Source organism: Pseudomonas sp. 14P5.3.2, from assembly GCF_057799175.1.
On record NZ_JBYOKU010000034.1, the window covers coordinates 12,118 to 26,959 of the forward strand.

The 14,842-nt window shown below is 60.3% G+C and carries 13 protein-coding genes and 1 tRNA gene; 2 read left to right on the forward strand and 12 right to left on the reverse strand.

The window, feature by feature from the left end:
- Window positions 1–5: 5 nt before the first annotated feature.
- From AC27VU_RS22910 to AC27VU_RS22920, 3 genes are read right to left on the reverse strand one after another with little or no spacing between them, the layout of a single operon-like run.
- A complete protein-coding gene (locus AC27VU_RS22910) occupies window positions 6–812 on the reverse strand; it encodes an ABC transporter permease (protein WP_003228176.1) in 807 nt (268 codons plus the stop codon).
- Entirely contained in the window at window positions 812–1,732 is a 921-nt protein-coding gene (locus tag AC27VU_RS22915; RefSeq protein WP_003228174.1) for an ABC transporter permease, read from the reverse strand. Before AC27VU_RS22915 ends, AC27VU_RS22910 begins: the two co-directional genes overlap by 1 nt.
- Window positions 1,733–1,747: 15 nt before the next feature.
- Window positions 1,748–2,866, reverse strand: a complete 1,119-nt coding sequence (locus tag AC27VU_RS22920; protein ID WP_473018184.1) for an ABC transporter ATP-binding protein — start codon at window positions 2,864–2,866, stop codon at window positions 1,748–1,750.
- A gap of 227 nt (window positions 2,867–3,093) precedes the next feature.
- On the opposite strand from AC27VU_RS22920, the gene AC27VU_RS22925 reads away from it, so the two are divergent.
- Window positions 3,094–3,996: a LysR substrate-binding domain-containing protein gene (locus AC27VU_RS22925; RefSeq protein ID WP_488724990.1), complete on the forward strand. Its 903-nt coding sequence runs from the start codon at window positions 3,094–3,096 to the stop codon at window positions 3,994–3,996.
- On the opposite strand, the gene AC27VU_RS22930 is transcribed toward AC27VU_RS22925, so the two are convergent.
- A complete protein-coding gene (locus tag AC27VU_RS22930; protein ID WP_488724991.1) occupies window positions 3,989–6,046 on the reverse strand; it encodes a methyl-accepting chemotaxis protein in 2,058 nt (685 codons plus the stop codon). The genes AC27VU_RS22925 and AC27VU_RS22930 overlap by 8 nt on opposite strands.
- Window positions 6,047–6,488: 442 nt before the next feature.
- On the opposite strand from AC27VU_RS22930, the gene AC27VU_RS22935 reads away from it, so the two are divergent.
- Window positions 6,489–7,706, forward strand: coding sequence for an MFS transporter (locus AC27VU_RS22935; protein WP_488724992.1), 1,218 nt, complete (start codon window positions 6,489–6,491; stop codon window positions 7,704–7,706).
- A gap of 186 nt (window positions 7,707–7,892) precedes the next feature.
- On the opposite strand, the gene ychF is transcribed toward AC27VU_RS22935, so the two are convergent.
- From ychF to AC27VU_RS22975, 8 genes are all read right to left on the reverse strand, one after another.
- Complete coding sequence (gene ychF / locus AC27VU_RS22940) at window positions 7,893–8,993, reverse strand: redox-regulated ATPase YchF (RefSeq protein WP_003228166.1); 1,101 nt, start codon at window positions 8,991–8,993, stop codon at window positions 7,893–7,895.
- Between the two features lie 22 nt (window positions 8,994–9,015).
- Window positions 9,016–9,600, reverse strand: a complete 585-nt coding sequence (pth, locus tag AC27VU_RS22945) for an aminoacyl-tRNA hydrolase (protein WP_003228164.1) — start codon at window positions 9,598–9,600, stop codon at window positions 9,016–9,018.
- A gap of 170 nt (window positions 9,601–9,770) precedes the next feature.
- Complete coding sequence (locus AC27VU_RS22950; protein ID WP_003228162.1) at window positions 9,771–10,373, reverse strand: 50S ribosomal protein L25/general stress protein Ctc; 603 nt, start codon at window positions 10,371–10,373, stop codon at window positions 9,771–9,773.
- Window positions 10,374–10,514: 141 nt separating this feature from the next.
- Window positions 10,515–11,456, reverse strand: coding sequence for a ribose-phosphate pyrophosphokinase (locus AC27VU_RS22955; protein ID WP_003171603.1), 942 nt, complete (start codon window positions 11,454–11,456; stop codon window positions 10,515–10,517).
- 45 nt (window positions 11,457–11,501) lie between these two features.
- A tRNA-Gln gene (locus AC27VU_RS22960) sits at window positions 11,502–11,576 on the reverse strand.
- Between the two features lie 37 nt (window positions 11,577–11,613).
- Window positions 11,614–12,465, reverse strand: a complete 852-nt coding sequence (gene ispE / locus AC27VU_RS22965; RefSeq protein WP_003228157.1) for a 4-(cytidine 5'-diphospho)-2-C-methyl-D-erythritol kinase — start codon at window positions 12,463–12,465, stop codon at window positions 11,614–11,616.
- A 3-nt stretch (window positions 12,466–12,468) separates the two neighbouring features.
- Complete coding sequence (lolB, locus tag AC27VU_RS22970) at window positions 12,469–13,086, reverse strand: lipoprotein insertase outer membrane protein LolB (protein WP_003228156.1); 618 nt, start codon at window positions 13,084–13,086, stop codon at window positions 12,469–12,471.
- 3 nt (window positions 13,087–13,089) lie between these two features.
- Window positions 13,090–14,814 (reverse strand): tetratricopeptide repeat protein, encoded by a 1,725-nt coding sequence (locus AC27VU_RS22975; RefSeq protein ID WP_488724993.1) that lies wholly within the window; start codon window positions 14,812–14,814, stop codon window positions 13,090–13,092.
- Window positions 14,815–14,842 lie beyond the last annotated feature (28 nt).

A 14,842-nucleotide genomic window follows, 5' to 3' on the forward strand; every position in this document is an offset into this window, starting at 1 on the left:
AAGGTTCAGGCGGGCTTTTTGCCCAGCAGGTAAGAGAGGCTGACGAACAGCACCGAGACGCCGAGGATCAGGGTCGAGACGGCGTTGACGTCGGGTGTCACGCCCATGCGCAACAGACCGAAGATGAAGATCGGCAACGTCGTGGTGCCGGCCTGGGAGACCATCATCGAGATCACGAAGTTATCCAGCGAGACGATGAAGGCCAGCATCAGCCCGGAGAAAATCCCCGGCATCAGCAGCGGCAAGGTCACTTTGCGGAAGGTGCGCCACGGGCCGGCGTAGAGGTCGGCGGAGGCTTGCTCCAGCGACAGGTCCATGTCGTTGAGGCGAGCGCGGATCGGCAGGTAGGCGAACGGAATGCAGAACACCGTATGGGCGATGATCAGGTTGCCGTAGCCCAGCGACAGGCCGATGGTGGAGAACAGCGCCAGCGTCGCCACACCGACGACGATTTCCGGCAGCACCAGCGGCAGCATGATTGCGCCCATCGACAGTTGCAGGCCCTTGAACCTGGCGCCGCGCGAAGTACCGAGGGCGGCGAGGGTGGCAATCGCGGTGGCGATCATGCTTGCGCAGACCGCGATCAACAGGCTGTTGCCGGCGGCCTGGCGCAGGGCCTGATTAGCGAACGCGGCGCGGTACCAGTCGAGGCTGAACCCGGTCCACACCGTCGCCGACTGGTTGGCGTTGAACGAGAACACCACCAGCACCACGATTGGCGCATACAGGTACAGATAGAACAGGAAACTGAAGCCGCCGAAGCCGGGGAAGTCCTGCACGCCCAGCCCTTTGCGTTTGAATAATCCGAGCATCACGCACCTCCCTTGGCGATGCGCTGGCGCTCGGCGCGCAGGGCATACACGGTCAGCACCAGCATCACGGCGGCCATCAGCACCAGCGACAGTGCGGCGCCGAACGGCCAGTTACGGGCATCGCTGAACTGCCGGAAAATCAGATTGCCGAGCATCATCCGCGTGCCGCCGCCGAGCAATTCCGGAGCGATCATTGCGCCCAGACAGGGCACGAAGGTGAGGATGGCGCCGGCGAGAATCCCCGGTTTGGCAATCGGCAGCACCACTTTGCGCAAGGTGCGCACGCGGCCGGCATACAGATCCTGAGCCGCTTCGAGCAGGCGGATATCCATCTTTTCCAGCGTCGCGTAGATCGGCAACACCACGAACGGGGCGTAGGTGTAAACCAGCCCCAGCAGCACCGCGCCGTCGGTGTACAACAACTGCAACGGCTCATGGATGACGCCCATGCCCATCAGGCTGTTGTTGATCACTCCGGTGTTACGCAGCAGCAGAATCCACGCGTAAGTGCGGATCAGCAGGTTGGCCCAGAACGGCACGGTGATCAGAAAGATCAGTAAGCCACGCCGGTGCGCCGGTTGCATCGCCAGCCACACCGCAACCGGGAAACCGATCAGCAGGGTGATGATCGTGGTCAGCCCGGCGATGCCGATCGAGCGCAGGGCGATGATCAGGTAGGAGTCGGCGAACGCGAGGCTGTCGTCCATCTGGCGTTCGAACAGCAACGAGGTGTAAGCATCGGTGCTGAAGACTTTATTGACCCCGCCGTAGGGGTTGGCTTCCATCAGCGAATAGCCGATGACGATCAGGATCGGCACCACCAGAAACAAGCCGATGGCGAGCAGCGCCGGGCTCACTCCGAGGAAGCTCTGGAAAGCCTTGCGGCGTTCCAGCGTGTTGGCAATCGGTAAGGCGTGCATGGCAACTCCTCGGGCTCAATCGTGCAGGACGCTGGCGCTTCCCCGGTCGAACAACAGACCGGCCTGACTGCCGACGGCAAAGCGCAGGCTCTGGTCGACGCAGTTGGGCGTGCGCACGGTGAGGCGCGAGCCGTCGCTGAGGCTGACCTGATATTGCAGATCGGTGCCGAGGTAGATCTGCGCTTCGATCCGGCACGGCAAGGCGTTTTCCATGTCGGCTGCGACCAGATGCAGGCGCTCGGGGCGCACCGACAAGGTCACGCTGGCGCCGACCGCCACATCGCTGCACGCTTGCGCCGGCAACGGATGCCCGGCCGGCCCGGCGAACCAGGCCATGCCGTCCTCGACTTGCGTGACCGTGCCCTCGATGAAATTGGTTTCGCCAATGAAGTCGGCGACGAAGCGATTGCGCGGGCGTTCGTAAATGTCTTCGGGGCGGCCGACCTGTTGCACTTCGCCTTCGGACAACACGGCGATGCGGTCGGACATGGTCAGCGCTTCTTCCTGGTCGTGGGTGACGAAGATGAAGGTGATGCCGGTCTTGGCCTGAATCGATTTCAGCTCTTCGCGCATGGCCTGGCGCAGCTTCAGATCGAGCGCTGACAGTGGCTCATCGAGCAGCAGCACTTTGGGGTGTGGCGCCAGTGCGCGGGCGAGGGCGACACGCTGTTGCTGACCGCCGGACAGCTGCGCCGGTTTGCGTTGGGCGAAGCGTTCCATCTGCACCAGCGCGAGCATCTCGCGTACGCGCTCGGCGATCTGTGCCTTGTTCAGCACCTTGCCCATCGGCTGCGATTCGAGACCGAAGGCCAGGTTTTCGGCGATGGTCATGTGCGGGAACAGTGCGTAATGCTGAAACACCGTATTGACCGGGCGCTGGAACGGCGGGCGATCAGCGATGTTTTCGCCGTACAGCAGAATCTCGCCTTCGGTGGGAAACTCGAAGCCGGCGATCATCCGCAGCAGGGTGGTTTTGCCGCAGCCGGAAGGGCCGAGCAGGGTAAAGAATTCGTTGTCGTGGATGTCCAGGTCGATGTTTTTCAACGCCACCGGACCGGTGTTCGGATCACCGTAAACCTTGCGCACCGAGCGGATCGACACCGCCAGCGTTTGCAGCGAATGCAGGGCATTCATGCGTTACCTCCGATTCCCCCATCGCCTGCAATGGCGCTGTGAATCAGCGACGTCGTCGGGCCATGGATATTATTTTTCTGGGCAGGATCGAGATTGCGTTCGGGGTGAAACCAGCTGTTTTTTTGTTCTGCTGTGGCTCGATTATCAGCGAGGGCTTGCGCGGGGCGAAACTTCAATTTAAACATGGCAGGTGTTAGTTAATTTAACAGCCAAAGGTGCCAGGAATCATGCCCGACCACCGTTTGCCGCCGCTCAACGCGGTGCGTGCCTTTGATGCCGCCGCGCGCCTGGGCAGCTACGTCGAAGCCTCGAAAGCCCTGCATGTGACCCAGCCAGCGATTGGTCGGCATGTGAAGTTGCTGGAGGAGTGGCTGGGCATTCAGTTGTTCGAGCGTACCTCGCGCGGGGTCAACCTGACGTCGGCGGGGGAGAAGTACCACCGCAAGATCGCCGCCGCCCTGCAGTTGATTATCGAGGCCGGCAAGGAAGCGCAGCCCAAAGAGGCCGAGCGCTGGTTGCGGATCATGGTGGTGCCGGGGTTCGCCAAGCGTTGGTTGATGCCACGGATTGAAGCGATGCGCCATTTGCGTCCGGGTTTGAAATTCGCCATCGAGCCGAACTCGACCTTCACCGAAGTCGATGGCAAAAGCGCCGATCTGGGCATCGTCTACGGGCTCGACGGGCAGTACGCCGACTCCCGTGAAGCGTTGATCTGCCCGCGCGTGTTTCCAATCTGCACCCCGGACTATCTCGCCAGCATCGGATCTGTGGCCGGCCCGGCGGATCTGATCCGCCACGAGCTGATCCATGTCGATGACGGCGAATGGTGGAACCTGTGGTTCGCCGCGCACGACCTGGATATTCACCTCAATTCGGACATGCTCTACGTCAACAACGATCACGCGCTGTCGGTGGCCGAGAGCGGGCAGGGCATTGCCCTGGCCAACGAAGTGCTGGTTCGCGAGGAACTCAAATCCGGCAAACTGGTGCGCGCGGTGGACGCCCAGGTGAAGCTGGAAAGCTATCGGGTTCTCACGCCGTCCGCCGAACTGTCGGCGGATGCGGCGTGGTTTATTCAGTGGCTGAAGACCGAGCTGGAAGCGGACTTCCCCGAGGCGCGGATCAGCTGAGGCGGAAGCGTGCGGTGTTGTCGCTCAGGGCCTTGCTGCCCTGGCTCAGGGTGTCCGCCGCCAGGTTCACTGCACGGGCGCCTTCCAGCAGACGCACCGCGGCCTGATCGACCTGCTGGATATTGCCGCTGACTTCATCGGCGGTGCTTGCCTGTTCTTCGACGGCGGTAGCGATCTGCGCCAGGGTGTCAGTGACGCTCTGCACCGCGTTGGCGATTTCGCCGAGACGTTCACCAAGACCGGTCACCGCTTCGGCATCCGATTGCGCCTGGCCGCATGCGGCTTCCATCAGACTCACCGCTTCGTTGACCGTGGCGCGCAGGCTGTCGACCGTGCCGGCAATCTGCGCAGTCGATGACTGGGTGCGCTGCGACAGGCTGCGCACTTCATCGGCGACCACGGCAAAGCCGCGTCCCTGTTCGCCGGCGCGTGCCGCTTCAATCGCAGCGTTGAGCGCCAGCAGGTTGGTCTGCTCGGCGACGCCACGAATGGTGTCGACCACCAGTTGAATCTGCTGACCTTGCTCGCTGACTCGACCGAGTGCCGCTGCGGTGTCGTTGAGGCGTTGGTTGAGTTGCTGGATGCTCGCCGTGGTGCGCTGACTGTCGCGGCTGCTGTCAGCGGCGATGCGCCGGGTGTGCTGAGCGCTGCCGGAAGCTTGTTCGCAACTCTGCGCCACACCTTGCGAAGTGGCGGCGAGTTGCGTGGCAGCGGCGGCGATCTGGCTGATCTGCAACTGCTGCGCTTCGACTTCACTGAGCGCGCCGCTGGAGTGATCGTTGAGGCTGCGCACCGCGTGGCTCAGTTGCGAGGTCTCGTGATCGACCCCGAGCATGCTGGCGCGCAGTTGCACCACGGCAACGTTGAGCGCGGTGCTGATCGCCGCCAGCTCATCGCGGCCCACCACCGGCACTTGCAGGCTAAGGTTGCCGTCACGCAGGGCCTCGGCCAGCAGAGTAATGCCGCTGGCGCTGCGGCGGATCGAAGCCTGCAGGCAGACGAACAGGTACAGCGCCGCCAGCAGCAGGCAACCGAATACGGCGGCGACCACGATGAACTGGCGAATCGCCGAAGCGTGGTAGGCGTCCAGACGCTGATCCAGCGACAGCAGTGATTGCTGGCGCAACGACGCAAGATCGCCCAGCAGTGCATCGAGGCTGCGTTCGAAGTCTTCCGGTTTGAGGGTAATGCTGCCGCCGAACACGCCGTCATCCAGCACTTTCAGCCCAGCATCGAGACGCTTGAGACTGTCGTGGTACTGACCGGCCCAGGTTTGCAGATCGCTCGGCAGGCGCGCTTCGAGCAGGCCTGCCGTTTTGACAAGCTGCTCGCGGGCGTCGCCGATGCGGCCGCGCAGGTCGCGCAACTGCAAGCGGCTTTGCAGAGTGAATTGTCCCGAGACCACCGAAGCTTGACCGACGGCGGCGAGGCGACCCACGCGCTCGATCAGATCCGGTGCGTGCTGGGTGGAGATCTGCGTCAGCAGATAGGTTTCCAGCCACGGCGCCAGCGTCAGGCGGTTGTCCATGACAATCTGCTCGCGCAAGGCTTGCAGGGCGCTGAGGGCGTTGGTGAAACGCTCATAACCGTCCGGCCACCAGCCGACGCTGCTCAGGCTTTTCGAATCCAGACCGCCGAGCGCGGTTTGCAGGGCTTGATAGCGGGCGAGGGTTTCGCCTTCGGCACCTTCATTTTTCAGGGCGTTGCCCAGATCCGTGGTGGCTTGCAGAACAGCGGGCTGAACCTTGTCGAACGCAGCCATGGCGGCGAGGGTTGCCGGGGTTGGCTGGCGATTGGTTTCGGTGGCGCGCCAACGGGCGGCGCGGTCACGTTGGGCGGCGAGCAGGTTGTCCAGCGCATCGAGGCTGAGCAACTGGCGTACACCGGCACGTTCGCCGGAAATCAGGTTGAGCTTGTCGCGATAGTCCTGGCCGATCATCAACAGACTGCCGGCCAACGGCAGAATGAACAGCAGAAACAACAGCTGGAATTTACGCGCGAATCCAAACCGCCCCAGCAATTTGATCCCCGGTGACAAGAAAGCCTGCATGCCTCATGACTCCTCTGGACACCACGCACCAATGGCGTGCATCGCGGTCGTGCGACCTCGATGTCGTGCCCTGCTAAAAGGCCTCGAAAGTTCACTCTCGCCCGCTCTGTAGGCCGGCTCTGTAGCGAAACTTCCCATTCTCGGCTGCCTTTGTAAGGCGGCCGCGTTCGAGGAGAGAAGCAAGGCAAGATTCAGACCATGGCGTTGAGCTATCACCTGAGCAATCGCTTATCCCATGTAGGAGCTGCCGAAGGCTGCGATCTTTTGATCTTGCCCTAAAAAACGAAATCAAAAGATCGCAGCCTGCGGCAGCTCCTACAGGGGTTGATGAGTTATGGAGTTGGACGTTAGTTAGCTGGCTAAGGGGATGGCGCTGGCGCACCGAAAAATGGCACATTGGCGCACCTGCCTGCGTGCACCCATCTGCTGTACGGAAACTTTCATGGCTATCAGCAACGCTCAGACCGCCGCTGCCTCGGCGTCCGCTCCTCCCCAAAGCAGCCCGTTGGTGATGCGTATCATCGGCGCGGTGGCGCTGGCGCATTTGATCAACGACCTGATCCAGTCGGTGCTGCCGTCGATCTATCCGATGCTCAAGGCCAACTATGGTTTGAGCTTCACCCAGGTCGGGCTGATCACGCTGACCTTTCAACTGACAGCATCGTTGCTGCAGCCCTGGGTCGGTTATCACACTGACCGCCATCCGAAACCGTGGCTGTTGCCGGCAGGTTCGATCTGCACCCTGATTGGCATCGTGATGATGTCGGTGGTCGGCAGTTTTCCATTGATTCTGTTGGCGGCGGCGCTGATCGGTATCGGCTCCTCGACTTTCCACCCCGAGGCTTCGCGGATCGCGCGGCTGGCCTCGGGCGGGCGCTTTGGTCTGGCGCAGTCGACCTTCCAGGTCGGTGGTAACGCCGGTTCTGCGTTCGGCCCTTTGCTGGCGGCGGCGATCATCATTCCGTTCGGTCAGGGCAACGTGGCGTGGTTCGGTCTGTTCGCCGTGTTTGCGCTGTTCGTGCTGTACCGCATCAGCCGCTGGTACGCCCATCACCTCAACCTGTTCAAGCTCAAGGCCGGGCAGGCGGCGACTCACGGGCTTTCGAAGGGCAGGGTGACCAGTGCGCTGGTGGTGCTCGGCTTGCTGGTGTTCTCCAAGTATTTCTACATGGCCAGCCTCACCAGCTATTTCACCTTCTACCTGATCGAGAAATTCGACCTGTCGGTGGCCAGTTCGCAGTTGCACCTGTTCCTGTTTCTCGGCGCGGTAGCGGCGGGTACGTTCTTCGGCGGGCCGATTGGCGACAAGATCGGGCGTAAGGCGGTGATCTGGTTTTCGATCCTCGGCGTGGCACCGTTCACGTTGCTGATGCCGCACGTCGATCTGTTCTGGACCACTGTCCTCAGCGTGGTGATCGGCTTCATTCTCGCTTCGGCGTTCTCGGCGATTGTGGTTTACGCGCAGGAGCTGGTGCCGGGCAATGTCGGGATGATTGCCGGGGTGTTCTTCGGCTTGATGTTCGGGTTTGGCGGGATTGGCGCGGCGTTGCTTGGGCATCTGGCGGATGTGCATGGCATCGAGTACGTGTATTTCCTGTGCTCGTTTTTGCCGTTGTTTGGCGTGTTGGCAATTTTCTTGCCGCGCACCAAAAAAACCTGACCTACACAATTCCAACTGTGGGAGCGGGCTTGCTCGCGAATGTGGTGTATCAGTCGATATTAATGTGGCTGACACATCGCCTTCGCGAGCAAGCCCGCTCCCACAGGGTATTGCTGGTGTTGCATACAAATCTGTCAGGCACAAAAAAGCCGCGTATCAAACGCGGCTTTTTCTTGGGCGTGTCGCTTAGACGTTGAAGCGGAAGTGCATTACGTCGCCGTCTTTGACGATGTAGTCCTTGCCTTCCAGGCGCCATTTACCGGCTTCCTTGGTACCGGCTTCGCCCTTGTACTGGATGAAGTCGTTGTAGGCGATCACTTCGGCGCGGATGAAGCCTTTTTCGAAGTCGGTGTGGATCACGCCAGCAGCTTGTGGTGCGGTGGCACCGACGCGGACGGTCCAGGCGCGGACTTCTTCAACACCGGCGGTGAAGTAGGTCTGCAGGTGCAGCATTTCATAGCCGGCGCGGATCACGCGGTTCAGGCCAGGCTCTTCCAGGCCCAGGGCCTCGAGGAACATGTCTTTCTCTTCGCCGTCGTCGAGCTCGGCGATTTCCGCTTCGATCTTGTTGCACACCGGAACGACCATGGCGCCTTCTTCTTCGGCGATGGCCTTGACCACGTCCAGGTGCGGGTTGTTCTCGAAACCGTCTTCAGCGACGTTGGCGATGTACATGACCGGTTTGGTGGTCAGCAGGTGGAAGCCCTTGATCACGGCCTTTTCGTCAGCGCTCATGTTCTTCATCAGGCTGCGCGCAGGCTTGCCTTCGGTGAAGTGCGCGATCAGTTGCTCCAGCAGAGCCTTCTGAACCACGGCGTCCTTATCACCACCCTTGGCGTTGCGCGCGACTTTCTGCAGTTGCTTCTCGCAGCTGTCGAGGTCGGCGAAGATCAGTTCCAGGTCGATGATCTCGATGTCGCGCTTCGGGTCGACGCTGTTGGAAACGTGGATCACGTTGTCGTCTTCGAAGCAGCGCACGACGTGAGCGATGGCGTCGGTTTCGCGAATGTTGGCCAGGAACTTGTTGCCCAGACCTTCACCTTTCGACGCGCCGGCCACCAGGCCTGCGATGTCGACGAATTCCATGGTGGTCGGCAGGATGCGCTTCGGATTGACGATGGCCGCCAGGGCTTCCAGACGTGGATCCGGCATCGGCACGATGCCGCTGTTCGGCTCGATGGTGCAGAAGGGGAAGTTCTCGGCCGCGATACCGGATTTGGTCAGGGCGTTGAACAGGGTGGACTTGCCGACGTTAGGCAGGCCGACGATGCCGCAATTGAATCCCATGGTGTTTCCCCTCGGATTAGAGTCAGGCCTTCTGGCTGTGCAGGTTTTTCATCGCGCGGTTCCATTCACCGGCGAGGATATCCGGCAGCACGCCGAGGGCAAAGTCGATGCTGGCATCGAGTTTTTCCTGTTCGGCGCGTGGCGCACGACCCAGGACGAAATTTGAAACCATACTGGCGACGCCCGGGTGGCCGATGCCAAGCCGCAGGCGGTAGAAAGTATTCTGATTGCCCAGTTGCGCGATGATGTCGCGCAACCCGTTGTGACCGCCATGGCCGCCGCCTTGCTTGAGCTTGGCGACGCCCGGAGGCAGGTCGAGTTCGTCGTGCGCCACCAGGATTTCTTCAGGCTTGATGCGGAAGAAACCGGCGAGTGCCGCCACGGCCTGGCCGCTGCGGTTCATGTAGGTGGTGGGAATCAGCAGACGAACATCCTGACCCTGATGCGAGTAGCGCCCGGTCAGGCCGAAATATTTGCGATCGGCCACAAGGTTCACACCTTGCGCGGCAGCGATGCGCTCAACAAAAAGGGCCCCTGCGTTATGCCGGGTCTGTTCGTATTCAGCGCCTGGATTTCCCAGGCCAACGATCAGTTTGATGGCAGTCACGATAGGGGCCCTTCCTTGGAGTGGTGGATAACATCGCCGCAAGCAGTGAAGGCGGCGAAAGTGGACGGAAATTGCTCATTTACCATGAATGTAAACTCCGCGTTCTCGCCCGCTTTCTCGCTACGTTCCAGTCCGCGATGTTTCACTCACTCCGACGAAACAGAGTGAAATTACTCTGCTGCGCCTTCTTCGGTAGCTTCTGGAGCAACACGTGGAGCGTGGACGTTGGCTACTGCCTTGTCATCGCCGTGTGCCAGAGCAACGAACTCGACACCTTTAGGAGCTTTGAGGTCCGACAGGTGAACGATGGTGCCGATTTCAGCGTCAGCCAGGTCGACTTCGATGAACTCAGGCAGATCTTTTGGCAGGCAGGAAACTTCGATCTCGGCAACAACGTGCGAGATTTCGCCGCCTTTCTTCACTGGAGCAGCTTCGTTGATGAAGTGCACAGGAACGATAGCGGTCAGTTTCTGGCCAGCTACAACGCGTACGAAGTCAGCGTGCATCACGTGGCCTTTGGCCGGGTGACGTTGCAGAGCTTTGATCACGACGTTCTGCTTCTTGCCACCAACGTTCAGCTCGATGATGTGGCTGTAAGCCGCTTCGTTTTCGAGCAGTTTGGCAACTTCTTTGGCCAGCATGCTGATGGATTCAGGGGCTTTGTCGCCACCGTAAACTACAGCTGGAACCAGGCTTGCGAGACGACGCAGGCGGCGGCTCGCACCTTTCCCCAGGTCGGAACGCACTTCAGCATTCAGAGTAAAATCGTTCATTTTGTATCTCCAAAATAGCCATGACCGAGTGGCGTTTGCGACCAGCGCCGAACACGGTATGGGCAAAAAAGCCCCGCCCCGACAGGAATGCCGGGGCGGGGCGCTTTTCGTCAACGAGACATTTCGAGAAGGGCAGGGCCCTTAACGGAACATCGCGCTGATCGATTCTTCATTGCTGATGCGGCGAACCGCTTCGGCAACAACCGGTGCGATATCCAGTTGACGGATACGTGCACAGGCTTGTGCTGCAGCGGACAGCGGGATGGTGTTGGTCACCACCAGCTCGTCCAGCACGGAATTTTCGATATTCTCGATGGCCCGACCCGACAGCACAGGGTGTGTGCAGTAGGCAAAGACCTTGGCTGCGCCATGCTCTTTCAGGGCCTTGGCCGCGTGGCACAGAGTGCCGGCGGTATCGACCATGTCATCGACCAGAATGCAGGTACGCCCTTCGACATCACCGATGATATGCATCACTTCAGAGTGATTGGCTTTCTCACGGCGTTTGTCGATGATCCCGAGATCCACGCCCAGGGATTTGGCAACAGCCCGTGCACGCACGACGCCACCAATGTCCGGGGACACGATCATCAGGTTTTCGAAGCGCTGATCTTCAATGTCATCCACCAGAACCGGGGAGCCGTAGATGTTATCTACCGGAATATCGAAGAAACCCTGAATCTGGTCAGCATGCAGATCAACCGTGAGAACACGGTCGATGCCGACTACGGTAAGCATGTCAGCAACGACTTTCGCGCTGATAGCCACACGTGCGGAACGCGGACGGCGATCCTGACGGGCATAACCAAAATAAGGAATAACAGCAGTAATACGAGTAGCCGAGGAGCGGCGGAAGGCATCAGCCATCACTACCAGTTCCATCAGGTTATCGTTGGTCGGAGCGCAAGTCGGCTGAATAATGAAAACGTCTTTACCGCGAACGTTTTCATTGATCTCGGCAGTAATTTCGCCGTCGGAAAATTTGCCGACAGAGATGTCACCGAGAGGGATATGCAGCTGACGTACAACACGCCGAGCCAGATCGGGGTTAGCGTTCCCCGTAAAGACCATCATCTTGGACACGCGCAGTACCTAGAGGCTGAGGGTAACCTGGATGAGTATAGAAAATGGCAGGGGCGGCTGGATTCGAACCAACGCATGGCAGGATCAAAACCTGCTGCCTTACCGCTTGGCGACGCCCCTGTATCTGTTGCTTCAAGTGCCTGGCACTTGATTCCTTTTAGAGCAGACTTTGCAGCTTGCGATGCAACATCGAAACGTTGCTTCCTTTCGCTACAAACCCTGTAAGGGTCTCTGTCAGAAGGGCCGAGACTTTATCAGCTTCAGCTTTGCTTGGGAAGCCCCCAAACACACAACTTCCAGTTCCGGTGAGTTTTGCTTCGGTAAATTTACCTAACAAATCCAATGCGTTACGTACCTCTGGATAACGCCTTGCAACCACCGGCAAGCAGTCATTTCGACTGTTTCCCTCGGGAACGGGGCGCACTTTAATGGGCGGCGTGTTACGTGTCAACAAAGGATCGGAAAAAATTTCTGCCGTACTTACAGAGACTTGCGGCACGAGCACCAGATACCACGGTTCTTCGGGGTCGACCGGGGTCAGTTTCTCGCCCACGCCTTCGGCAAATGCTGCATGGCCACGGACGAAAACCGGCACGTCTGCACCGAGCGAAAGGCCCAGTGCCGCGAGGCGATCTTCATCCCAGCCCAGTTGCCACAAGTGATTGAGGCCGAGCAGGGTGGTCGCCGCGTTGGAGCTGCCGCCACCGATGCCGCCGCCCATGGGCAGCACCTTGTCGATCCAGATGTCGATGCCGAGTGTGCAGCCGGATTGTTGCTGAAGCATTTTTGCCGCGCGCACGATGAGATTGCTGTCGTGGGGAACGCCCGCGAATTCGGTGTGCAGCTGAATCACGCCGTCATCGCGTACGGCGAAGGTGATTTCGTCGCCGTAATCGACAAACTGAAACAGCGTCTGCAGTTCGTGGTAGCCGTCTGCACGGCGCCCGAGAATGTGCAGCATCAGGTTGAGCTTGGCCGGTGACGGCAGCGTCAGACGTGGAGCGGTCATGCTTTATTGCCCCAATTTACGCGGTTGCCAGGTCTTGATCACCAGCGTCACGTCCAGATCGGTGCCGTGCAGCTTGATCCGCTCGGGCAGCCAGTAACCGTTTTGCTCGGCATAGCTGAGGTATTCGACCTTCCAGCCGTCCTGTTCCAGGTTGGCCAGGCGACTGTCGTTATCGAGGGACACACGGCTTTTGCTGCTTGGCGCCGGCAGGCCCCGAACCCACCAGGCCAGATTGGACACCGGCAGTTTCCAGCCGAGTTGTTCTTCAAGCAGCGCTTCCGGCGACTCGGAGTCATAGCGGCCCTGGTTGGCGACTTCCAGCGAGACCTTGCCCGGGCGCCCGGTCAGGCGCGCCGCGCCACGACCCAGTGGGCCGGACAGGCGAATGTCGTAGTAGTCCTGGCGTTGCAGCCAGAACAGCGTGCCGCTACCGGAATCTTTCGGTGCGCGGATGCCGATCTTGCCGTCGATCTGCCAGCCGTCGAGGGCGGTCAGCTGTTGTTTGTTCGCGGCCCACTGAGCCGGACTGCCGTGACCCTCGACCGATTCGCGAGCGCCGAAGCCCGCGCAACCGGCGAGCAGGGCGATGAAGCTGAAAACAATAACGTGGCGCAAAAACATGAGTTAAAGAGTCTCGGATCCGGTCAGGCGCTTGATGGTGCTGCGCAGGATGGTGCTGTCGGGCTGATCTTTGAGGTACTTGCCCCAGATCTGCTTCGCCTCGCGCTGATTGCCCTTGACCCACAGGACTTCGCCCAGGTGCGCGGCGACTTCGTGGTCAGGGAAACGCTCGAGGGCCTGACGCAGATATTTCTCGGCGTCGTCCAGATTGCCCATGCGGAAATTCACCCAGCCGAGGCTGTCGAGTACCGCCGGGTCTTCCGGATTGATCTGGTGCGCCTGTTCGATCAGCGCCTTGGCTTCAGCGTAACGGGTGGTGCGATCGGACAGGGTGTAGCCCAGCGCATTGAGCGCCATGGCGTTGTCCGGATCGCGCTTGATGATCAGGCGCAGGTCTTTTTCCATCTGCGCCAGGTCATTGCGTTTTTCCGCGAGCATGGCGCGGGTGTAGAGCAGATTCAGGTCGTCCGGGTATTGCAGCAAGGCTTGCTGCAAGACTTTCCAGGCCTTGTCGTCCTGTTTGTTGGCCGACAGGGTTTCGGATTCGATCAGATACAACTGGATCGCGTAATCCGGCTGGGCGTCACGCTCGGCGGCCAGTTTGCTCTGGGCTTCGGCGGTCTTGCCGTTGTTCATCAGGATATCGGCCTGACGCAGTTGCGCCGGCAGATAGTCGTTGCCCGGGCCGACCTGGGCGTACTCGATCAGCGCGCCCTGCGGATCGTTGCGCTCTTCAGCGATGCGACCGAGGTTCAGGTGCGCCGAATCGACGTGACTTTCGCGCGCGATCAGGTCTTCCAGATAACCCTTGGCCTCGTCCCAGGCCTTGGCTTCCAGGCAGACCAGCGCCAGCGAGTAACGCAGTTCGTCGTCTTCCGGGTATTGCTGAACGAGCGTGGAGAACTCGACCTTGGCGTCGTCCATCCGGTCCTGTTCAACCAATGTACGTGCGTAGGTCAGGCGCAGACGCTTGTCGTCCGGGTACTTCTTGATGCTTTTGCGCAGCAGCGGCAGTGCCTCGTCGCCACGATTCATGGTTTGCAGCAGGCGGGCGCGCAGCAGGATCGGGGCGATTTCGCCGTCTTCCGGCGGATGGTCTTCAAGCAGGCGCAGCGCCGCTTTATTGTCGCCGTCCTGCTGCAGCAGCAGGGCCTTGCCGAAAATCAGCTGATTGTTGTTCGGATGACGCTGCAGCAGGCGGTCGAAACTCTTCATCAGGCCGTTGCGGGTTTCCTGATCGGTATCGGCCGCGGACAGCGCGAGAAAATCGAAATGGGTGTCGCCCTTGCCCTGCAGGACTTTTTCCATGTAGACCATGGAGTCGTCATAACGCCCGGCGCGGGCCAGTTGCACGGCGGCGGCGCGTTGCGCTTCCAGATCGTCCGGGGCGTTTCTCGCCCAGATCAGCGCGGTATCCAGCGCAGGCTGGTCGGCACCGAGGTATTCGGCGATGCGGAACGCGCGCTCGGAAACCCCCGGATCCTGGGTGTTGATGGCCTGGGTCACGTAGTTGTCCAGGGCAATGTCGAAACGATTGCGCTGGCCGGCGAGTTCGGCGGTCAACAGGCTGTATACGGTTTCCTCGCTGAACGAGCTGTATACCTTGGGCTTTTCAGGCGTGGGCGTGGTGTCTTCGACCGGCGGGGTACCGTCCGGCGAAACGGGGGCCAAGGCCTGGCAGCCGCTGAGGAAGACAAAAGCTAGGAGCAACGCGGAAGATCTATTCATATAGGAAGAGGACGACTAACCTGCGGTC